19 protein-coding genes are annotated in these 21540 nt (G+C 57.8%); 9 read left to right on the plus strand and 10 right to left on the minus strand.

Annotated features, from left to right (window positions below):
- The first annotated feature begins 7 nt into the window (after positions 1-7).
- Both B3Z17_RS17975 and B3Z17_RS17980 read left to right on the plus strand, forming a co-directional pair.
- Complete coding sequence (locus B3Z17_RS17975; RefSeq protein WP_286831121.1) at positions 8-1336, plus strand: RsmB/NOP family class I SAM-dependent RNA methyltransferase; 1329 nt, start codon at positions 8-10, stop codon at positions 1334-1336.
- 157 nt (positions 1337-1493) lie between these two features.
- The gene (locus tag B3Z17_RS17980) at positions 1494-1979 is read left to right on the plus strand and encodes a tetratricopeptide repeat protein (protein WP_286831123.1); all 486 of its coding nucleotides are present in this window, start codon (positions 1494-1496) and stop codon (positions 1977-1979) included.
- 84 nt (positions 1980-2063) lie between these two features.
- On the opposite strand, the gene B3Z17_RS17985 is transcribed toward B3Z17_RS17980, so the two are convergent.
- The 4 genes from B3Z17_RS17985 to trmFO all read right to left on the minus strand — a co-directional run bounded on the left by B3Z17_RS17985 (position 2064) and on the right by trmFO (position 6992).
- Positions 2064-3329 (minus strand): SulP family inorganic anion transporter, encoded by a 1266-nt coding sequence (locus B3Z17_RS17985; protein ID WP_286831125.1) that lies wholly within the window; start codon positions 3327-3329, stop codon positions 2064-2066.
- A gap of 65 nt (positions 3330-3394) precedes the next feature.
- The gene (locus tag B3Z17_RS17990) at positions 3395-3838 is read right to left on the minus strand and encodes an avidin/streptavidin family protein (RefSeq protein WP_286831127.1); all 444 of its coding nucleotides are present in this window, start codon (positions 3836-3838) and stop codon (positions 3395-3397) included.
- 349 nt (positions 3839-4187) lie between these two features.
- On the minus strand, positions 4188-5591 hold the full coding sequence (locus B3Z17_RS17995; RefSeq protein WP_286831128.1) for a M20/M25/M40 family metallo-hydrolase: 1404 nt from the start codon (positions 5589-5591) through the stop codon (positions 4188-4190).
- Between the two features lie 66 nt (positions 5592-5657).
- Positions 5658-6992 (minus strand): methylenetetrahydrofolate--tRNA-(uracil(54)-C(5))-methyltransferase (FADH(2)-oxidizing) TrmFO, encoded by a 1335-nt coding sequence (gene trmFO / locus B3Z17_RS18000; protein ID WP_286831130.1) that lies wholly within the window; start codon positions 6990-6992, stop codon positions 5658-5660.
- Between the two features lie 152 nt (positions 6993-7144).
- Here trmFO and B3Z17_RS18005 point away from each other — a divergent pair, with 152 nt between their 5' ends.
- The 3 genes from B3Z17_RS18005 (at position 7145) to B3Z17_RS18015 (ending at position 9636) form a co-directional block, all read left to right on the plus strand.
- Entirely contained in the window at positions 7145-8290 is a 1146-nt protein-coding gene (locus tag B3Z17_RS18005; protein WP_286831131.1) for a M28 family metallopeptidase, read from the plus strand.
- 17 nt (positions 8291-8307) lie between these two features.
- Positions 8308-8847 carry a DUF924 family protein gene (locus B3Z17_RS18010; protein WP_286831133.1) on the plus strand — a complete coding sequence of 180 codons (540 nt, stop codon included), beginning with the start codon at positions 8308-8310 and terminating at the stop codon, positions 8845-8847.
- 153 nt (positions 8848-9000) lie between these two features.
- Positions 9001-9636 (plus strand): LysE family translocator, encoded by a 636-nt coding sequence (locus B3Z17_RS18015; RefSeq protein WP_286831135.1) that lies wholly within the window; start codon positions 9001-9003, stop codon positions 9634-9636.
- A gap of 23 nt (positions 9637-9659) precedes the next feature.
- Here the strand turns inward: B3Z17_RS18015 and B3Z17_RS18020 are convergent, their stop codons facing one another.
- Together B3Z17_RS18020 and uvrA are read right to left on the minus strand one after the other, a co-directional pair.
- On the minus strand, positions 9660-10463 hold the full coding sequence (locus B3Z17_RS18020; RefSeq protein ID WP_286831137.1) for a substrate-binding periplasmic protein: 804 nt from the start codon (positions 10461-10463) through the stop codon (positions 9660-9662).
- 151 nt (positions 10464-10614) lie between these two features.
- On the minus strand, positions 10615-13476 hold the full coding sequence (uvrA, locus tag B3Z17_RS18025; RefSeq protein ID WP_286831138.1) for an excinuclease ABC subunit UvrA: 2862 nt from the start codon (positions 13474-13476) through the stop codon (positions 10615-10617).
- 266 nt (positions 13477-13742) lie between these two features.
- Between uvrA and B3Z17_RS18030 the strand changes: the two genes are divergently transcribed.
- Positions 13743-14150, plus strand: coding sequence for a GFA family protein (locus B3Z17_RS18030; RefSeq protein ID WP_074519473.1), 408 nt, complete (start codon positions 13743-13745; stop codon positions 14148-14150).
- Here B3Z17_RS18030 and B3Z17_RS18035 read toward each other — a convergent pair whose 3' ends face one another.
- The 3 genes from B3Z17_RS18035 to B3Z17_RS18045 form a co-directional block, all read right to left on the minus strand.
- Complete coding sequence (locus tag B3Z17_RS18035; RefSeq protein WP_068306593.1) at positions 14151-15209, minus strand: hemolysin family protein; 1059 nt, start codon at positions 15207-15209, stop codon at positions 14151-14153. It lies immediately after the preceding gene.
- A gap of 71 nt (positions 15210-15280) precedes the next feature.
- Entirely contained in the window at positions 15281-16480 is a 1200-nt protein-coding gene (locus B3Z17_RS18040; RefSeq protein ID WP_286831140.1) for a DUF1624 domain-containing protein, read from the minus strand.
- 42 nt (positions 16481-16522) lie between these two features.
- A complete protein-coding gene (locus tag B3Z17_RS18045) occupies positions 16523-17068 on the minus strand; it encodes a hypothetical protein (protein WP_286831141.1) in 546 nt (181 codons plus the stop codon).
- Positions 17069-17368: 300 nt separating this feature from the next.
- On the opposite strand from B3Z17_RS18045, the gene ssb reads away from it, so the two are divergent.
- Both ssb and B3Z17_RS18055 read left to right on the plus strand, forming a co-directional pair.
- Positions 17369-17908, plus strand: coding sequence for a single-stranded DNA-binding protein (gene ssb, locus B3Z17_RS18050; RefSeq protein WP_068306589.1), 540 nt, complete (start codon positions 17369-17371; stop codon positions 17906-17908).
- Positions 17909-17984: 76 nt separating this feature from the next.
- Positions 17985-18326 carry a nuclear transport factor 2 family protein gene (locus B3Z17_RS18055; protein ID WP_286831143.1) on the plus strand — a complete coding sequence of 114 codons (342 nt, stop codon included), beginning with the start codon at positions 17985-17987 and terminating at the stop codon, positions 18324-18326.
- Here the strand turns inward: B3Z17_RS18055 and B3Z17_RS18060 are convergent.
- On the minus strand, positions 18323-20452 hold the full coding sequence (locus B3Z17_RS18060) for a hybrid sensor histidine kinase/response regulator (protein ID WP_286831144.1): 2130 nt from the start codon (positions 20450-20452) through the stop codon (positions 18323-18325). The two genes, B3Z17_RS18055 and B3Z17_RS18060, sit on opposite strands and share 4 nt — an antisense overlap.
- A 426-nt stretch (positions 20453-20878) precedes the next feature.
- On the opposite strand from B3Z17_RS18060, the gene B3Z17_RS18065 reads away from it, so the two are divergent.
- Positions 20879-21532: a TetR/AcrR family transcriptional regulator gene (locus B3Z17_RS18065; RefSeq protein ID WP_068306585.1), complete on the plus strand. Its 654-nt coding sequence runs from the start codon at positions 20879-20881 to the stop codon at positions 21530-21532.
- The last annotated feature ends 8 nt before the right edge of the window (positions 21533-21540 follow it).

Here is a 21540-nt window from a genome sequence, read left to right on the forward strand (position 1 = left end):
CGACCTGATGCAGCCCGCCGCGCGCCTTTCCGCCGCCATTGAACTCCTCTTTGACATCGAGGAGAAGATGGCGGCAAAAGCCGCGCCTGCGGACGTGCTTGTCACCAAATTCTTCCGGGCCCGCCGCTATGCGGGCTCGAAGGACAAGCGCGCGATTTCCGGCTACGTGTACGGCATCCTGCGGGCGAGGGGCCTTTACCATTGGGCGCTGAAGGAACTTGGCGCCAAGCCCACTGTCCGCAACATGATGATCGTGCATCTGGCGCGCCATGAAAGCGACAGCCTGAAGCATTTCGGCGAGGAAAACCCCTTCGCGCCCACCCGTCTGCACGAGGAGGAAGAAGATTTCCTTCGGAAGCTGAGGCGGATCGATTGGCACGCGGCCCCCGTTGAAGCAGCCTATAATCTGCCGGACTGGGCGTTGCCGGGATTGAAGCGGCGGTTTGGTAAAAGCCTGGCCACGGCGGCGGCAAGCCTGAATGAAACCGCCCCGCTGGATATCCGGGTCAATAGCCTGAAAGCCAGCGGAAAAAGCTTCGATGAAATTCTGAAGAATGATGCAGAACTATTTGAAAAAAATGAATTTTCCTGCCTCGGATTTCGCGCGAAAGGGCCGATCAACCTGGGCGCCCATCCGGCCTTCAGCGACGGCCTGATCGAGGTACAGGATGAAGCAGCACAGGTGGCGTCTAGCCTTGCGGATGCCTCCCCGGGCGCTCAAATCGTGGACCTGTGCGCGGGCGCAGGCGGCAAGACGCTGGCGATGGCGGCATCAATGGAAAACCGTGGCCAGATCCACGCGTTCGATATTTCGCCCAAACGGCTGTCCAGCCTGAAGAAGCGGATGCAGCGCGCGGGCGCACGCACCATCCAGGTGCATCAGATTGCGGCGGAAGGCGCGGGGCGCGAGATCGCGTTCGGCCCCATGGAAGGCAAGATGGACCGGGTGGTGGTGGACGCGCCCTGCACGGGCACGGGCACCTGGCGCAGAAGCCCGGACCAGCGCTGGCGCTTTGACGAGGCTAGCCTGAAGGCGCAAACCGCGCTTCAGGGCAGGTTGCTGGCGGAAGGCGCAAAGATTGTCAAACAGGGCGGCAGGCTTGTCTATATGACCTGTTCTGTCTTGCCGGAAGAAAACGAAGACGTGGTTACGGCCTTCCTCGCAAGTGAGCCAAAGGGCGCATGGCAGCTGATGGACTATAAGGCCATCTGGGCAGACGCACTGCCCGGCAAACCCGCTGAAACGCTGGCGCTGACCCCTGAATGCCTGCAATTGGCGCCCCACGCGCACGACACAGACGGCTTCTTCCTGGCGGTTCTTGAACGCGTCGCCTGACAGCTTTTACCAATTGTTTGGGTTTTGAAGCCTACACTGGCGTTATGGCGGGCTGGTGCGGCACAGTTTGGCGCACGGCGAACACAGCTCATCTCTTGTTGCAATCGCTGCGTAAAAATGCGGTTATGGTGGCAAGAAGAACAAGAAGAGGCATGGTATGCGTAATTCCAACCTGATTCTGGCCCTGGGCCTGAGCGCCATGATGGCGCTGCCAGCTGCGGCCCAAACCAGCAATAAATTCCAGTCCCTGTCGCGGGAGCTGGTGGCTCAGGCCACCGTGGCCCTGCACGCGGAAAAGCCCGGTGATGCCCGGCTTCTGTTTGAACGCGCGCTTGTGGCTGATCCCGCCAATGTGGCGGCGCTTGTTGGCCTTGGCCAGACGGCGGAAGCCCAAGGCCTGACTGGCCGGGGGCTGAAATATTATCGTCGTGCGCTTGAGATTGAGCCCAACCACAAGGTGGCGCTTGAAGCCCAGGCGCTGGCGTTCCTCAAAAGGGACATGGCAGACCGGGCTGAAGGCAACCGCGACAAGCTGGCGCGTCTGTGCATGAACGGCTGCGAGGCGCTTACGAGCGTGACAAGCGCGCTTGAAGAATATCACGCCGCAAACAACCAGACAGCGATTGCACAAAAGGAAGGCTAGGCTTTCCACAGTAGCCTAAAGTGAAACGGGCGCCTGACGGCGCCCTTTTTGTTGGGGGCAGTCCTGTGCCTCCAGCGTGTGGTATCACCGGTCGGGTGGAGACCAGTTGCTTTCGACCGCCTTCCGGCGGCTTAACCGCAGCGCATAGCCAACCGATACCCCCACACCGATGGCAACTGTCAGGTCGACCAGAACGGTCAAAATGAAGGTCAGAAGTAAAAGCATAATGTCGCTTTTCCGGCCCCTGCCATATTGACCCCATTTATGGGGTTCAGACATATTCCAGGCCGTTACAACCAGGAGGGCGGCCAGCGCGGGCATTGCCAGGTAGCTTGCCAGCGGCGCAGCAAATAGCATGATCAGTAGTAACACAGCTGCGTGAACGAGCCCCGCTACGGGTGTTTTGCCACCCGCTTTGATGTTTGTTGCTGTACGGGCAATCGCGCCTGTTGCCGGGAGGCCGGTGAAAAGGGCGGACCCAATATTGGCCAGGCCTTGGGCTGTCAGCTCAGCATTTGGTCTATGGTGCCCTTCGATCATCTTGTCTGCGACCAAGGCTGACAGCAGGGATTCCACCCCAGCCAGAAAGGCGATGATGAAGGCGGAGGGGACAAGTTCGATGACTTTCGACAGTGAAAAGTCCGGCATTTGCGGCCAAGGCATCTGGCTGGGAAGCGCGCCAAATTGGGAGCCTATGGTTTCAACAGGCAGCGCCATCACGAATACCAGCAAGGAACTGGCGCCGATGGCAAGGATAAGCCCGGGAAAACGGGGCGCCATTTTTCGCAAACCCACGATCAAGACCAGTGTGCCAACGGCAATGGCAAAGGTAGCCGGGCTGAAGGTCGCGCGCGCCTGCCAGAGGGTAGGTATCTTATCAAGAAGGTCAGCTGGCATGTTCTCGACGCTCAGCCCCATGAAATTCGACAGCTGACTGGTGGCGATAAGGACGCCGATACCAATGGTGAAGCCATTGACAACGGCCTCGGGCACGAAGGAAATCAGGTTTCCAGCGCGGTAATATCCGCCAATGAGCAAAATTATGCCCGCCATAAAGGTTGCCAGAACAAGCCCGTCATAGCCGTGTTCTGCGATCACGCCGAACACAACGACAATGAATGCCCCTGTTGGGCCGCCGATCTGCACGCGGCTGCCGCCAAAAAGAGAAATCAGAAATCCGCCTACAATAGCGGTAATAACGCCCTTCGCCGGGTCAGCACCGGAGGCGATGGCGATAGCCAGGCTCAAGGGCAGGGCAACCATGGCAACGGTAACACCTGCCCAAAGGTCACTGACAAAAACCCGCCAACTATATGACTGAAATGTCGTGATGATCTTTGGTTGACGCATGGTGATTGGCCACTTTTAGGTTTGCGCGGTTTTTCAGGGTCTATAGTTGGGCGGCTTCTTTGATTTTAGTCCTTCACCACAAGCGTGTCGTGGTTATCGACCACGTGAGACCAGTAATAATCCGCCATCGGGAAGATGATCAGGTCTTCGGTTTCGATCACCGGTTTGCCGTCTGTCATGCTGCAGGTACCGGACCAGTTGGTGATGCCGCCAAACTCGCCGAAGCTGACGGTCACGCTGACGGGTACTGCATAATGGGCTTTGCTGTCATCCTTGCCGTTCGGATTGACAAAACCCGTGAGCGGGAAGGACATATCCGGGTCAGATGCCGGGATATACTGGCCCGAAACCATACCGGTTTGGCCGTCAACCTTCTCGAACCGCATGGTGGCGCCAATGTTAGTGGTCCAGTCTCCGATGATGCCGTCGCCGCAATCGCGGGCGAAACTGGGTGCTGTGATGAACAATACTGCGCCTGCGGCCAGTACCGTGAGTGATTTTACTGTCATGTGTTTGTCCCCCAATGTGCAATGCACGGTTTAATTTCAACGTTTTTCTAACGTGAAAGTAAAGTCGGGCACGCCAAAGCCGATGTCAAGAAATTCGGCGCCGCCAAAATGCTTGTAATCAATGCTGACAGCACGCTGGCTGGGGGCGAGGGCGAAGCTTTGGCGCCCGGCGTCACACAGGGCGGCGCATTGAAATCGATTCCATGACAATGAGGGATGTCGTAAGACGCCCTAGCTTGGGGAGGCTCATATCGCGCCTGAAGGGGATTTCCGCGCCGCGCAGGTCCTGCCAGACATCGTATAGAAAAAGGAGCGCCCCGGGGGACGCTCCTTCTTATCATTTAGAGCCCTAGCGGAAGTCGCCCGGCCATTCGGCGGCGATATAGGCGAACACCACCCAGGCCGCCACATTCTGCTTTAAGGCCTCGGGGTCAACCTTATCCAGCGTATCGTCGGCGGTGTGGTGCAGGTCGAAATAATCGGTGCCGTCCTGCATCAGGTCGATGCCGGGCATGCCGATCTTGACCATCTGGCCGACGTCAGGCCCGCCGCCAGCCTCACGGCCATGGCGCACGACACCAAGCGGCTGCATCAGCTGCGCCATGGTATCAACCACATGAACCGAACCGGTGCTGACCTTGGATGCCAGCGCCCACACAGGGCCTGCGCCAAAATCTGATTCTGCGCCAATCACATGGTTGGCCACGTCATCCTTGTGGGCTTCGGCATATTGTTTGGCACCAATCAGCCCCAGTTCCTCTGACGCGAACAACACCACACGGAGCGTGCGGCGCGGGCGTTCCTTTGTCAGGTCCTGGATCATATCGGCAGCGGCCACCGTGATGGCAACGCCTGCACCGTCATCAATGGCGCCTGTACCCAGGTCCCAGCTGTCCAGGTGACTGCCCATGAGGATGACTTCCTCAGGCTTCTCCCGGCCCGTAATCTCGCCGATCACATTATGCATGGTCACGTCACCATGGAACTTGGTCTGGACATCCACGTGGATGCTGATGGGCTTGCCGCGATCGAGCATGCGCTCCAGGAGGTCCGCGTCCGGGTTCGACAGCGCGGCGGCCGCGATCGGCGGTGTGCCTTCCTCATAGTTCACGCCGCCGGTGTGGGGCAGACGGTGGCTGTCGGTGCCGATGGACCGGATGATGATGGCCTTGGCACCCTTGCGGGCGGCTTCAGCGGCCCCTTTACCGCGCGCCTGCACAGCGGGGCCATAGCCGGCGCCGGTCTTGAAGCGTTCCATGCGGTTGGAGATAAAGACAATCTTGCCTTCAATGTCTGCCCGGTCGGCTTCCAGAAGCGCTTCATAGGTCGGGATATGGACAATCTCAGCCGTGATGCCGCCCTCTGGCGTCGCCGCCGATTTCCCGAGCGCCGTGATGCTCAGCGGCTGGGTGTAGGGCGCTACAACAGATGCGCTTTCGCTAATTCGCTCCCATTTGGAAACGGTCACTGGTTCGGTATAGACCTTATCGAACCCCAGCGCCTTCAGCTTGGCTACAGCCCAGCGCGCGGCTTCGGCTTCTTTTTCGCTGCCACCCAGGCGGGGCCCGACCTCTGTGGTCAGGCTTTCAAGAATTTCATAGGCCGCGTCGCTCTTCAGCGCCTTGTCGCGCAGCATGGCGGCGGTTTCCCGCGTGTCGTCGGAGACGGGAACCACCTCGGCCTTCAGTGCCGTGGATGCGGATAAAAGAAAGGCCACCCCTGTGGCGGCCTTCAGAAACATATGCTTGGTCATCGCTGCCCCTTGTTAACTAGGTTATCTTGTGGGCGCAGAGTGGGGCGAAACCGCCCCACGGTCAAGCTAGCTGAGTTCACATATCCATGAGCTCAGCTCATCTAGTGCGCGGCGGCTCATGGCCGGCTTGCGCTCTTTCTTGTGGACTTTGCCTTCAAGCGGCGGAAACAGACCAAAATTCACGTTCATCGGCTGGAAGGTTTTTGCGTCTGCGCCGCCGGTAATGTGGCTGATCAGCGCGCCGAAAGCCGTGGTGGCGGGCGGCGGCGTGGGTGTCTGGCCCTTGCGCTCTGCCGCGGCCATACGGCCGGCCATCAGGCCCATCGCGGACGATTCCACATAGCCTTCAACGCCAGTGATCTGGCCGGCGAACCGAAGCCGCGGGTCTGCCTTCATGCGCATCAGGCCATCGAGCACCTTTGGGCTGTTGAGGAACGTGTTCCTATGCAGGCCGCCCAGGCGCGCGAACTCAGCATTCTCAAGCCCCGGGATCTTCTTGAAGATGCGGGTCTGTTCGCCGTACTTCAGCTTGGTCTGGAAGCCTACCATATTGTAGAGCGTCCCGAGCTTGTTATCCTGCCGAAGCTGCACGACGGCATAGGGTTTTTCGTCCCAGTGCGGGCAGGTCAGGCCCACCGGCTTCATCGGGCCGAAACGAAGGGTTTCAGGGCCGCGTTCCGCCATCACTTCAATCGGCATGCAGCCTTCGAAGTAAGGCGTATCCTTTTCCCATTCCTTGAAGTCGGTTTTTTCGCCGGTGTTCAGGTCGTGGACGAATTCTTCATACTGCGCCTTGGTCATGGGCAGGTTGATATAGTCGGCGCCGTCGCCCTTGTCGTAGCGGCTCTGGTACCAGGCCGTGCCGAAATCGATGCTTTCCTTATAGAGGATCGGCGCGATGGCGTCGAAAAAGGCGAGGGCGTCTTCACCGCACAGCTCGAGCACGGCTTTGGACAGCGCCGGGCTGGTCAGCGGGCCGGTTGCGACAATCACATTATCCCACTCCTTGGGGGGCAGGCCTTCAATCTCGCTGCGTTCGATGGTAATCAGCGGGTGCTTTTCCAGCGTTTCGGTGACTTCGGCGGAGAAACCGTCGCGGTCAACCGCAAGCGCGGAGCCCGCAGGTACCTTGTGTTTTTCAGCTGCTGCCATGATCAGGCTGTTCATGCGGCGCATTTCTTCGTGCAACAAGCCAACGGCGTTATTCTCATAATCGTCGGACCGGAAGCTGTTGGAACACACCAGTTCCGCCAGATGGTCGGTGTGGTGGGCGTCAGTCTTCCGAACGGGGCGCATTTCATGCAGCACCACAGGCACGCCTTGCTCTGCCGCCTGCCACGCCGCTTCAGAGCCCGCGAGCCCGCCGCCGATGATATGGATTTCCTTAAACTCGTTTGCCATCACACTGTACCTTTACTGTACCTTTTCGGGGCCTGCCCATGGGGCGGCCTCATATACGTCTTCACTTGCGGCTTATTTACTGGACTTGGCACCATTTTGTAAGGGAAAAAGGTGATCAACCGAACGCAAAGACCAATCCCGGGGGAACAGGGGTGCTGACAGCACGCGAGATTTTTGAAAAACTCAGTGAATGGCCGCATCGCGGCTGCGGCAGCGAGAATGAGATGGAAGCACGTGAGGCCCTGATGGCGGCGCTCACCGGTGAATACGGTGTGGATGTGACCGACCAGGGCTTCAAATGCCCGCGCACCTATCTGCCGTTTTTCTGGATGATCGCCATCGGGCAGGCCATTGTGGTGCTGCTGTCGCCCAGGGCGCCGGCTTTCATGCTGGGGGCCGGGGTCCTGCTGTTCTTCAGCCATCTTCTGTATTTCGACTGGCGCACCAGCCCGATCATCTGGTGGGGCGCCCGCAGCGTGACTGCCAATGTGTCCGCTACCAAAGGCAGCGGGAAACGCCTGGTGATCCTGATGGCGCATCTGGATAGCGCACCGTCTTCCTATGCCTACCGCCCCGATCAGGTGCGGCATTTCAAGCTTTCCATCTATCTGGGCACCTTCATCATCGGGCTTGGGGTTCTGATCCCGGCCATGGGTACACAGGATGTTGTTTTGCCCCACTGGGCAGGCTGGATTGTGGCGCTGCTATTGCTGGGGCAGGCCGTGGTGGCCAGTGTTGACTTCTGGCGCTTTGGCTACACCCCGGGCGCGAATGACAACCTGACGGGCGTTGCTGCAGCCACGGAGGTGGCGTCCCGGCTGTGGAAGGTCATGCCGACTGACACGGAAGTGCGGCTGGTGATAACAAGTGGTGAGGAAGCCGGCATGCTGGGCGCCCAGCATTATTGGCGCCAGCATCGGGATGAGCTCAAGATGCGCGACACCCACGTTTTGAATTTCGACACCGTGGGGTTTGGGAACCTCTCATTTGTCACCGAAAGTGGCGGTTTCACGCCGGTTTACTATGACGGGCCGCTGGCGCGTACGGCGGCGGCAGTGACAAAGATCGACAAACGCTACAGCCATGTGAAGGCAGCCAAGCACCATGTGGGTGATTTTGACAGCGTCTGGTTCGCCCGTGATGGGTTTTCGGCGCTGACCATCGCCGCCTATGACGACGAGGGCCTGATGCCGCACATTCACACGCCGGACGACACGGCAGACCATATTGACCTGGAGATTGTTGAGGACGCAGTACGCTTCGGCGAAGCGGTCATCCGCACGCTTCCAAAAACATGACGATAAGGAGTTTAGACATGCGCCCAGAGGATATCCTGTATTTCTGGTTTACCGAAGCAGGGGAAGGCGCCTGGTGGCAGAAGTCCAAAACGTTTGACGATCTGGTCCGCCGCCGGTTCCTGCCTGTTTATGAAGTGGCCGTCGCGGGGGAGCTGGACGGCTGGCGGGCAAGCCCGCGCGGCAGGCTGGCCGAGATCATCGTGTTGGACCAGTTCCCGCGCAACATGTTCAGGGACACGCCGCAAAGCTTTGCCGCTGACCCGCTGGCCCTTGTGCTATCGCAGGAGGCGGTACGCGCGGGCGCTGACGCGTCTCTGGCACCGGATGAGTGCGCCTTCCTGTTGATGCCCTATATGCATAGCGAAAGCAGGGCGGTGCACGAAGAGGCCGTCCGGCTGTTCAGCCGTCCGGGGCTGGAGAATAACCTGGATTTCGAGATGCGCCACAAGGCGATCATCGACCGGTTTGGTCGCTACCCGCACCGGAATGCCATTCTGGGCCGCCAGAGTACGCCGGAAGAGCTGGAATTCCTCAAACAACCGGGAAGCGGCTTCTAGGTTCCTGCACATACGGTGGACGGGAAGGCGCTTCATTTCCCCGCGATTCCGGCGGACCAGTATTTTTCTTCGACGGGAAACAATACAGCGTATGCAGGTATGTCATTTAGTGATAAGCAAGCGTCATAAAAATGGCAGCAGGAGGCTTTGACGATGGATCTGGTAACAATCATAACTTTCATGTCGGTCTCGGCGCTGCTGGTTATTTCCCCCGGACCAAATGGTGTCCTGATCGCAAAGACGGTTCCAACCTCGGGCCGCAAGGCAGGCTTCGCCAACATCTTAGGCTTTATTGCAGCGTTCTATCTGCACGGCACACTGTCGATATTTGGCATATCCATTTTGCTGGTGCGGTCTGCGGAAGCCTTCTTCATATTCAAAATGGCGGGTGCGGCTTATCTTTGCTGGGTTGGTGTGAAGGCCCTTTGGTCTACCTGGAAAACCAGTCAGGATACTAATACTGCCGTCACCAAGGCTGCCAAGCGGACAGCCTCCTTAAGGGGAGCTTGTCTCGAAGGGTTTCTGACCAACGCCTTAAACCCTAAGGTTTCGATGTTTTACCTCGCAGCTTTCCCCCAGTTTCTAACTGTTGGCGACAGCCCTTTTCAGGCTTACGCGCTCGTTTCTGCGCATGTGGCGCTTAATTCCTTGTGGTTTTCCGCAATGATTTTGGTATTGGCGCGTTTCAAGACCATGGCAACAAGCGCCAGGTTCAGCAAGTGGCTGAAATCCCTTACCGGCGTTGTTTTCATCGGGTTCGGTACAAAACTGGCGCTATTGCGGCAGTAAGGTCGCAGCTCTGTCTTCCAACCTTACTGGGGTACTGGGGCCTTGCTGTCGGTCGTGACGGCCAGGCTTTTGCGGTAACCATTCCAGATTTCAGCGTAACTGCCATCCGCCCGAAGCCGGCGAAGGCCCAGGTTGAAAGCATCACAGACCTTCTGGTCATGGAAGCGGGCGACATAAAGCGATGGCTCCATGATCGGGTGGTGCTTGAGTTCCCGATACTCACCGGTCTTGGTGAAATGGCTTTTCTGTGCCAGGGCGAGGATCCAGCGGTCGCCGACGACGGCATCGAAGCGGCCACTGTATAACAGTTTGATGTGTTTGCTCTGGTCGCCTGATTCGGTATAGCGCTTGGTGTTGGCTACGGCTTGTTGAAATTCAGGGCCAAGGTAGCGTGTCGCACCGGAAAAGGACAGGATCGACAGGCCTTTGAGGTCATCCAGGCTGTCGATGGACAGGTTCTTGGATGCCATTGAAACAGCGATATTTTGATGGGCGATGTACCAGTCTGTTGCGCACCCAACTTCGGATGCCAGCACATTCTGGGTCAGGATACCGTTCATCTGGCCATTCTCAAACGCGGAGATCATCCGGACGCGCGGTTGCTGGACAAAGACAGGCTCATACCCGCTGCCCTTCAGGATGGCATGCACCAGATCGATTTCAATTCCATGCGCGGCACGGTCGACCACATAAGGCGGCAGGTTTTCGCGCGTGGCGATTTCAATCATTTCCGGGGGCGTGGCCGCCGTTTGCGCTGTCACCGGCGGTGACAGGCATATTACTGTGAACAGGACCCGAAGGGCATGATTGGTCAGGGAGGCACGCATCACAAAGCCTTTTAGCACATAATCAAGATCATTCGATTATCTAGTGCATTTGGCGTCAAAATACCACCTTTACGGCATTAAAATGGACGCAAAGCTGGGACGCATCCATTCTATTCATTAAGGCCTTGATTCAGCTGCGGTTCGTGCGCGTTTATTCAGCCGCCTGGCGCTTCAGCACAGGGGCCAGATACTGGCCGGTGTAGCTGCGGGCGACGGTTGCCACCTCTTCTGGTGTGCCGGTGGCGATAATCTCGCCGCCGCCGTCGCCGCCTTCAGGGCCCAGGTCAATGATCCAGTCGGCGGTTTTGATAACCTCAAGGTTATGTTCGATCACCACGACCGTATTGCCTTGGTCCACCAGCGCCTGCAGCACTTCCATCAGCTTCCTGACATCCTCGAAATGCAGGCCGGTTGTGGGCTCGTCGAGGATATAAAGCGTTTTGCCGGTCGAGCGTTTTGACAGTTCCTTGGCCAACTTCACGCGCTGGGCTTCGCCGCCTGAAAGGGTGGTGGCCTGCTGGCCCACCTTGATATAACCAAGACCGACCTTTTCGAGCATTTCAAGCTTGTTGCGGATCGCGGGAACCGCCTTGAAAAACTGCACGCCGTCTTCAACTGTCATATCAAGAACGTCTGATATCGACTTGTCTTTAAACTTGATTTCCAAAGTTTCACGGTTGTAGCGATGGCCTTTGCACTGGTCACACTGCACATACACGTCTGGCAGGAAATGCATCTCGATCTTGATCATGCCGTCGCCCTTGCACGCCTCGCAGCGACCACCCTTGACGTTGAAGCTGAAGCGGCCCGGCTTGTAGCCGCGCGCGCCCGCTTCCGGCAGGCCGGCGAACCAGTCACGGATCGGGCCGAAGGCGCCGGTGTAGGTGGCCGGGTTCGACCGCGGCGTGCGGCCGATGGGCGATTGGTCGATGTCAACGATCTTGTCCAGATGCTCCAGCCCCTCGATGGCACCGTGTGGGCCCGGGATGGTGCGGGAGCCATTCAGGTGCTTCGCCACCGCCTTATAGAGCGTCTCAATTGTGAAGGTGGACTTGCCGGACCCGGACACCCCCGTGATGCAGGTGAGCGTGCCTAAGGGGATTGAGCCTTCCACATCCTTGAGGTTGTTGGCTGTCGCGCCCTTGACGGTCAGGAACTTGCCTTTGTGGCCCGAGCGCCTGAGGGCAGGGATAGGCACCGCGCGCTTGCCGGTCAGATACTGGCCCGTGAGGCTCTTCGTGGACGCCATGACGTCATCAGGCGTGCCTTCAGCCACAATCGCGCCGCCGTGCTCGCCCGCGCCGGGGCCCATGTCGATGACATAGTCAGCCGTGCGGATGGCGTCTTCGTCATGCTCGACCACCAGGACGGTATTGCCGATGTCGCGCAGGTTCTTCAGGGTTTCCAATAGCCGGTCATTGTCGCGCTGGTGCAGGCCGATGGACGGCTCATCCAGCACGTACAGCACGCCCGTGAGGCCGGAGCCGATCTGGGACGCCAGGCGAATACGCTGGCTTTCGCCGCCGGAGAGCGTGCCCGACGCCCGGCTGAGCGTCAGATACTGCAGGCCCACGTTATTGAGGAAGCCAAGGCGTTCCTGGATTTCCTTCAAGACCTTTTCGGCGATGGCATTCTGTTTGTCGGTCAGCTTTTCGGGCAGGCCCATGAACCAGTCATGGGCGCCGCGCACGGAAAGTTCCGTCACGTCGCCAATTGTGCAGCTTGCGATCTTGACCGCCAGCGCCTCGGGCTTCAAACGCTTGCCCTCGCATGACGTACAAGTGGTGGAGGCCTGATATTTCGACAATTCCTCACGCATCCAGTTGCTGTCTGTCTCGCGCCAGCGGCGTTCGATATTGTTGATCACGCCTTCAAAGGGCTTGTTGACCTCAAACCGCCGCTTGCCGTCGGCATAGACAATGGTCACAGACTGTTTACCGGTGCCATAGAGGAAGGCCTGGCGGGCGTCCTCAGGCACCTTCTTCCAGGGCGTGTCGATAGAGATGCCAAAGTGGCGCGCCACCGCGTCCAGCGCCTGGAAATAGAAGGGCGAGGGGTTGTTGGCCTTGTTGGCCCACGGCGCCAAAGCCCCATCCTTGATGGTTTTGCTGTGGTCCGGCACCACCAGTTCAGGGTCGAAATAGAGCTTCTGCCCGAGGCCATCGCATGATGGGCAGGCGCCGAACGGGTTGTTGAAGGAAAACAGCCGAGGCTCAATCTCTTCGATGGTGAAGCCGCTTTCTGGGCAGGCAAACTTGGCTGACATCAGCTGGCGGCTGGCGTCTTCACCGTCGCGCGCAGCGATCTCCACAGCCAAGAGGCCGTCCGAGAGCTCAAGCGCGGTCTCGACACTGTCGGCAAGGCGCTGTTCGAGCCCGTCCTTCAGCACCAGGCGGTCCACCACCACGTCGATATCATGCTTGTATTTCTTGTCGAGCGTTGGCGCTTCCTCGATCAGGTAAAACTCGCCGTCCACCTTCACGCGCTGGAAGCCACGCTTCTGAAGCTCGCCGAACTCTTTCTTGTACTCACCCTTGCGGCCGCGCACGATGGGCGCCAGCAGGTAAAGCCGGGTGCCTTCGCCCATGGCCATGATGCGGTCGACCATCTGGGTGACTGTCTGGCTTTCGATCGGCAGGCCGGTGGCAGGGGAGTAGGGCACGCCCACACGCGCCCACAGAAGGCGCATATAGTCGTAAATCTCGGTCACGGTGCCGACAGTAGAGCGCGGGTTCTTGGATGTGGTCTTCTGCTCAATCGAGATCGCAGGCGACAGGCCCTCGATATGGTCCACGTCCGGCTTCTGCATCAGCTCCAGGAACTGGCGCGCGTAGGCGGAAAGGCTTTCCACATAGCGACGCTGGCCTTCAGCATAGATGGTATCGAACGCGAGCGACGATTTGCCCGAGCCCGACAGCCCGGTGATCACCACAAGCTTGTCGCGCGGGATGTCAACATCCACGGATTTCAGGTTATGTTCTCTGGCCCCGCGGACGGAAATCTCTGTGAGCATGCTGATCTCTTAAATCTGAACTAATGTTTCTGCGCTTCTTGTACGCCATCAATTGGCCTGTGGATGCCACGGTGTCAAGCCGCCTGACAATAATATGATGCCGTGAACAAAAAAAGAACATAATCCAACCTGCTGTCAGAAACTGTCAGGATATCGGTCCTGATCTGTGAACGTTTGGAAAAAACCAACAACAGCAGGAGATTATCTATCTTGACATCTTGCATGAAATGAGAACAAAAAAAGAACAAGCAAGCGAGGAGACACTCATGAGTCCAAAAACAGACCTGCGGACGGGCGGCTGCCTGTGTGGTGCCGTACGCTACGAAATCAACTTGGATGGTAGCGAGACCAACAATTGTCACTGCAGGGACTGCCAGAAGAACTCGGGTGGGGCATTCATGCCCTTCACCAGCGTTGATCGGGGCCAGTTCCGTTGGATCTCCGCGCCAACCGGCGAAGGTAAGGCCAGCGAGATTGCCGTGCGCCGCTTCTGTACCGGCTGCGGTACCCCCATGACTTGGGAAGGGCGGGATTTCCCAGACCGCATTTCCATCAGCACTGGTACGCTGGATGACACAAGCGGGATTGAGATCAGTGTCGAGATTTATACCCGCAGCCGTTGGGACAGCATTCCACCAGTGCCGGGCGCCCGGCAGTATGAAGCTGAGGACTGATCAGGACCAGTCCTTGGGGTCAATCCCGAGGGCGGTCATGCGTTGGTGCCACTTGCGGCGCGCGAAAGCCTGCATGTCTTCTACCGTATCCAGCTCATCCGTGATCTCGAGGCCCATCAGGGTCTCAATCACGTCTTCAAGCGTCACAAGGCCCTCTGTGGTTCCGTATTCGTCGACAATCAGCATGATATGGCCACGCTGGTGCATCAGCTGGTTGAAGGCGTGGGAGGCCTTCATGGTGTCCGGCATCATCGGCAGGTCGCGGCGGAAATCCTCAAGCGTCTTGTCGCTTTCGCCTTTTGCTGCCGCCATGAAGAGGTCCTGCTTCAGCACATAGCCACAGATGTCGTCTGTGTGGGCACCGTAAACCGGGATGCGGGAGAAGGGGTTTTCCGCGTGGGCTTCCAGGAACTGGGCAACGGTCCGGGCCATCGGCTGGCTGAACATCACCGCGCGCGGCGACATGATATCCTTCACCGACAGCTTATGCAGCCGCATCAGGTTGGCGACAATCTTCTGCTCTTTCTTGTCCAACAGGCCTTCCTCATGGCCGATCTGCGCCATGGCGGCGATCTCGTCCCGGCTGAAGGTGGTGGCCAGCTCGTCCTTACGGGCGATGGCGCGGGTCAGCTTCTGCGAAAGCCAGACAATCGGCAGCAACAGGCGGGTGAGCCACACAAGGCAGAAGGCGGTGGTGGGCGCCAGGCCTTGCCAATAAGTGGCGCCAAGGGTTTTGGGGATGATCTCTGACAGCACCAGGATCAGGAGTGTCAGCACGGCGCTTGTTGCAGCGACATAATTGTTGCCGAACACCACAGCAGCCTGCGCACCAACACCGGCCGCACCGACCGTGTGGGCGATGGTGTTGAGAATCAGGATGGCGGCCAATGGCCGGTCAAGGTTTGCCTGCAGGGCTGTCAGGTCGTCGGCACCCCGTTTGCCGCGTTTCCTCAGCGCCGCCACATAGGCTGGGCGCACAGACAGCAGCACAGCCTCCGCCACTGAACACAGGAAGGACACGCAGATTGCCAGCACCAGATAAAAAATAAGAAGCGTCATATCCGAACTCTATACGAGAATTCGCGTGCCTTGCCTAGAGATAGCAGCATGCCCAGTGACAGCTTTCCTGCCTAGAGGTAGCTGAGCCACCAGTCCTTCCGGCGCGCCTTGAGGTCCGCAAACCATTTGCAGGCTGGATAGAGCGCGACAACCACCCCGATCCAAACCAGCCACACCACCCAGATGGAAAAACCATAGCCCGCAGGCATGTTCCACATGGCGGTCGCCATGGTGCGCCACCCAAGGCCCTGCAGTTCTGCGGCTACCAGGGCCAGTGCATGCGCCAGATAGATGTGTGCGAGATAATAGAAGAAGGGCACACGGCCAAGGGTGACCATCCAGTCGATAAACCGCCCGCGCCAGCGTTCGGCGTAGGCCAGGACGATCAGGCCGGGCCCAACGGTCATCAAGAGGAATGCCAGAGACGGTGGATATTTCGCTGTATTGAGGAACGACCAGAAAGTGAACAGGCCGTTTTCCTGTTGGGACCAGGGGGCAGGGTTGCCGTAGCCGTTCACCAGTCGGATCAGGATAAAGCCGGCAATAAGCGCAAGACCCAGCCGGACCAGCAGGCGCTGGCGCGCTTGGGGCTCCAGCTTATAGGCTTTCGCCAGCACGTACCCCAGCGGCATCAGGCCGATCCAGGGCAGGAGCGGATACATGCGCCCGACCGGGAAGCCGAATGGCAGGCTGAAGCCTGGATTGTGCAGGATATGCCAGAAGGGTGTCGGCGCCGCCCAGTTCACCGGCGGGAAAAGGCCATAATCCAGCGCGTTATGGCCCAGCACAACAACAGCGCCAAAGCCCGCAATTGCCCAGAAGGGCAACCACACAAGCACGGCCATGATCAGCATGGAGGCGCCGATGACCCAGATAACCTGCAGGCCGATCGAGAAGGTCGCCAGATTGAACTGCCAGCCAAAACTGACCAGCGTGATTTCAATGGCGATCAGCCACAGGCCGCGGGTTGCCAGGAAACGACTGAGTTCTGCCGTGCTCTTGCGTTCATGCATCAAACCCGCGCTGATGCCGGATAACAGCACAAAGGTGGGGGCGCAGAAATGGGTGATCCAGCGCGTCAGGAACAAGGCGCTGTCGGTTTGCGTCAGATCAGCGGGGTCGAACCGGGCATCGGTGAAAAAGTCACGCACATGGTCAAGCGCCATGATTACCATCACCAGGCCCCGCAGGAAATCGATGGAAGTCAAACGGTAAGCCCGGTGGCTTTTGGTGTCGGTCGCGGTAAAATACTGGCTCGTGTCAGGTGACATTGCAAAACCCCCAAACTTTATTTGGGTTGTATTATTCCCTTTTTACTGGCGCGCGTAAAGCCCGTCGAACCATCCTTTCCACTTTTCTTCCGTTTCATCATACTGTTCAAAGAACTGGCGCACCGTGCCGTCTTCATTCGGGGTCCAGGTGCCACGGAAAGGGAAGCTGGTGCCGTTCGCATAGTAGGTAATGGTGCCTTCAAGCACCATGGAACCGTCGCGCAGCCCGCCTTCATAGTCAATCAGGTTGCCGCCCGCACCGGCGGAAACCCACACCTGCCGCCATTTTTTGCTGACCGGGTTATAATAGTTGATGCTCTGGCCCGTGCCGCCAGACACACTGGTCCATTCCTCGCGGATCAGGCAGTTTTTTTCCACCTTGGTCACCAGGTTGGTGCCGGCCTGCTGGCCGCCGTTGCGGGCGGTCACGTTCCAGTTGCCGACCCAGAAATCGAACTGATTGAAGCCAGGATCGGTTTCGCAGGTGTTCGGCGGCGGCGGTGTCTGTGTCTGTGTTTGGCTTTGTGCAGCAGCGCCCACGCTGGTTGTCAGGATTATTGCTGCTGCGGCTGTCAGGCGAACTGTCATGATATTTTCCCCACTGTTGGTTTTCCCCGACACTACCGTGCAGGCAAAAGCTGTGTCTTTGTAGTAGCTTGCGACAAAGCGAGCCCAAAAAGGGGCAGGGTGTGCCGAAGCGCGCTATGAGCCCGGGCTTGACCCGCAGCGCCCGCCTGACTACAATGAGAACAAAATAGGAACAAAAATGGCGCGGATATTTTTTGGATGTTCGGTCATGTTTCTCTTTGATGCGGTGGCTGGCATGTTCTATTGTCGCTGCCACACGGGCGCGGAAAGCGCCCACGAATGACGAATAAGGGGGCTCTGATGGCCGGTAGTGTAAATAAAGTAATTTTGGTTGGTAACCTTGGGCGCGACCCGGAAGTGCGCACGATGAATGACGGTTCACCTGTTGTGAATCTCTCCATCGCCACGTCCGAGACATGGCGCGACCGCAATTCGGGTGAGCGCAAGGAGCGCACCGAATGGCACCGGGTTGTCATCTTCAACGAAAACCTGGCCAAAGTGGCGCAGCAGTACCTCAAGAAAGGCTCGACCGTTTATATTGAAGGCCAGCTGCAGACCCGCAAATGGACCGACCAACAGGGCGTTGAGAAATATTCCACCGAAGTGGTGCTGCAGCGCTTCCGCGGTGAGCTGACCATGCTTGGCGGCCGTGGTGACAGCCAGGGTGGTGGCTTTGCCGACAATAACCAGTCCGGTTACGGCGGTGACTTTGCTGGCCCATCCGGTGGTGGTCAGGGCGGCAACCAAGGCGGCGGCTTCGGCGGCAGCAACCAGGGCGGTGGCCAGCAAGGTGGCGGCATGGGCGGCGGCGCCGACCTCGATGATGAGATCCCGTTCTGATTCGTGCTGAATTAGAAGTTTAAATAAGGCCCGTAACAAATTGTTGTTGCGGGCTTTTTTTGGAAGTTTTTTTGCGATGATGACGCCAGCTGAATTGGTTCAGGAACAATTGGAAGCCTATAACGCCCGGGACCTTACACGGTTCCTGGCGTGCTTCAGTGATGATGTCTGTGTCTATCGCCCACCGCTTGGTGAGCCGGTGATGGTGGGCAAGGCCGCGTTCGGTGACTTTTACGCTCGCGAACGCTTCGTGCATGAAGGGCTGCGCGCCGAACTCGTGAACCGTTTTGTCCTTGGGAGCAAAGTGTTCGACCACGAGTTGATCCACGGCATTGCCGATGAACCGATCAAGATGGCAGTCTGTTTTGTGGTCAAAGGCGGCTTGATCCGTCAGGTGATGGGCTTTTCGCCAGATTAAGCCGGGCGGGATGCGAACTTCCGGATGGCGCGCGCCAGTTTCTCTGGCGTGAAGGGTTTGGTCAGGACTGCGTTCATGCCGCTTGCGATGAATTTCCGGTGATGCTCCTCAAAGACATCGGCTGTCAGGCCAATGATGGGGACGTGTTTCCCGGTTTCCAGCAGGCGAATTTGTTTGGTTGCCTCGACGCCGTCCATATCAGGCATGTGCACGTCCATGAAGACCAGATCAGGGGTGGCTGTACGGAAAGCCGACACCGCGTCGATCCCATTTTCGGCATGGGTCACGGTGCAGCCAAGCTTTTCGAGCACTTTTCGCGCGATGGCTGCGTTAACGGGGTTATCTTCTGCCAGTAGAATATTATAATCCAGCCCAGTCATCGGCATATCGGGCGTTTCGCCCATGGCATCTCTTGGCGTGTCCCCCTTGGCGCCCCGGATCAAAGGCAAGGTTACAGTGAAGCAGCTGCCTTGCCCCGGTTTGCTTTGCACGGAAATCTCGCCGCCCATCAAGGTTACAAGTTCCTTTATGATCGATAAGCCTAATCCGGTGCCGCCAAATTTCCGGGTGATGGAGCTGTCTTCCTGTGAAAATGGCTTGAAAACCAGGTCAAGTCGGTCTGAGGCGATGCCGGGTCCTGTATCCGTCACCGTTAACTGCAAGGTAACCGGTTGTCCGGCGCCAATCTCCTCAGTCCTTCCCTCTTTCACACCGACCGAGACCGAGACGCGGCCCTCTTTGGTGAATTTGAGCGCGTTGCTGACCAAGTTCCACAAAATCTGCCGCATCCTCACCGGGTCCCCGATCAGCAGGTCGGTTTCGCTGGATGAGAGAGAGGTCCGCAATTGAATGTTTTTCTCCTCGGCCTGTGCTGCAAATGGCGTCATGGTTCCGGACACCAGATCCTTCAGGCTGAAGCAGGTTTCTTCGAGTTCGAGTGCACCGGCCTCAATTTTACCCATATCGAGCACATCATTGATGATGGCCAGCAAGGTATTGCCGGAGGTCTGAATAATCTTCAGCTGCTCGGATTGTTCTTCGTCAAGTTCGGCGCTGTCCATCAACTGCGCCATGCCAATGATGCCGTTCAGCGGCGTGCGAATTTCATGGCTCATGGTGGAAAGAAAACGCGATTTCGCCAGGTTGGCTTCTTCGGCTTGCAGCTTTGCCTCACGCAGGCGCTGGTGCTGGGCGGTGATCTTCCTGGCAATAGAAGACGACAGGATAATCGCGATAATGACAAACAGCGCCAAACAAATCAGCGTCACTGTCAGGCTGACCTTGTTGAGCTCGGTTGATGCAGCATCAACTTCAGCTTCCTGAATAAGGCCTATAAAACGCCAATCCAGCGTTGGCGACCGATAGACAGTAGCAATATACCGTGTTCCTCCCACGTTCATTGCGGTGCTGCCCTCATTCAGGGTTACGAGCGTTTTGTAGGCCCCGCCGTTTGCCTCAGTCAGTTTTTTGAACGTGTTTTCCGGCGTTGATCCATCGATCAGGATGTTGAGATTATCCTCAATAATCATCAGGTATCCGGTTTCCCCGTAACTGAACTTCTGCACCAGCGACATCAGATGTCCCAGGGATATATCCATTCCGATCACGCCGGTTGCTGTCCCCGTCATGTTGGATATTTTCTTCACGGTGGAAAAAGTCGTGGCGTCGTCCGCAGCCCAATAATAGGCATTGGTCAGGACAGGATTCCCGTTGGCTTCAATGGCCTGCCGATACCATGGTCGAACACGGGGATCATAGTTTTCAGTGATACCGGCGGCGGGCCACTGCAAATAGCCGCCCTGTGCATCGCCCATATAAATATACGCCAGGTCAGGGTGATCTGCGGCAAACCGCTCGAAAATATCGTATGCCTCAGCGGAGGGACCAGACAGACTGTTTGGCGCCAGCATCTGTCGAGACCGGGAATTCATGTAGCGCGGCGCCTCGCCAAGGGCCTGACGGATGCTTTCAAAATTGCTGAGGAAATTGAGGTTCTGCTCGACCTGTTCGAACAGCAAGGTAAAAGCGCGATCTATTTGCCGCACTTCGCCTTCAACCGAATTGATAAATGCCGTGCGTGATGCCGCTTTGATCTTGCCGGCGTTGATCCACTCAATGATGGTCACCGGCAATATCACAGATAAAATAAACGCAAGAACCAATGTCTTGTGCAATTTGGTCATATCGGCATCGACTTACTTGTCCGCCATGTAACCGCGAATTTCTATTTTAGCCATAGCTATGGAATAGGGTCGAAAGGTTAATTTAGGCCTACATTGATGCTAATTCATTGCAACAAGCTGTGCCAGCCTGGATTTCAGGAAGGGCAATGCTTCAGTTTCGAACCAGGGTTCCTCGTCAGTCAGATGTTGTTGAGGGGGCATCCGCAGGATAGCGCTCTTTGGTTAGCCAGGGCGTGCTTCGGTGACAATGCCTGTGTCTGTCGCCCACCCCTCCATAAACCGCGTGTTAAAGCGCGGGGAAAGCTTTGTGTTGGCGCGGCGTCTCGCCTATGATGGGCTGACCTTCAAGAATGGATAAACCGCAGGCCTATGAGCACCTTAAGTCTTGAGACGCTGGATTTTGTAATCAACGAGCCGCGGCAGGCGCGTGGCCGGCAGACCTATGACCGGCTGCTTATGGCTGCGCAGGAAATCCTGGTCGAAGGCGGCTATGATGCGCTCAATTCCAATGCCATTGTTGAACGGGCCGGGCTGACGCCGCCTGCCTTCTACCGGTATTTTCCCAACAAACTGTCGGTCCTGATGGTTCTGGCCATCCGGTTGATGGAGGCGCAGAACGATATTTTCGTCCAGCGGCAGGGCGTGCTGGTGGAAAACCGTGACCAGCTTGTGCAAAGCACGCTGGAGATTCTGACCCAGACAATTGATGTGACGCAGAATTTCCTGGCAGGCAGGGAGCTGTTGCTGCTGATGCGCGCGCTGCCGGAACTCCAGAAAATCAGGTGCCATTCGCGCGACGTAATGGCGGCTTTCCTGCAAGCCGAATTGTATCCGGTTGAAAATGAAGCCGACCGCCATCATGCACTGACCCGCGCGGCGCTGGCGATCGAACTTGGTTACGCGACCATGGAACTGTTGTTCGATACCGGTCTCAGGGACCGGGATGAGGTGCTGGCCCGCGCTGCCCACGCCATTGTCGCCATCTTTGACGATACGCTGCCTGAAGGCATGGCCGTCAGCTAGCGTCTGGG

This window comes from Kordiimonas sp. UBA4487, assembly GCF_002389025.1.
In the GTDB taxonomy this organism is placed as follows: domain Bacteria; phylum Pseudomonadota; class Alphaproteobacteria; order Sphingomonadales; family Kordiimonadaceae; genus Kordiimonas; species Kordiimonas lacus.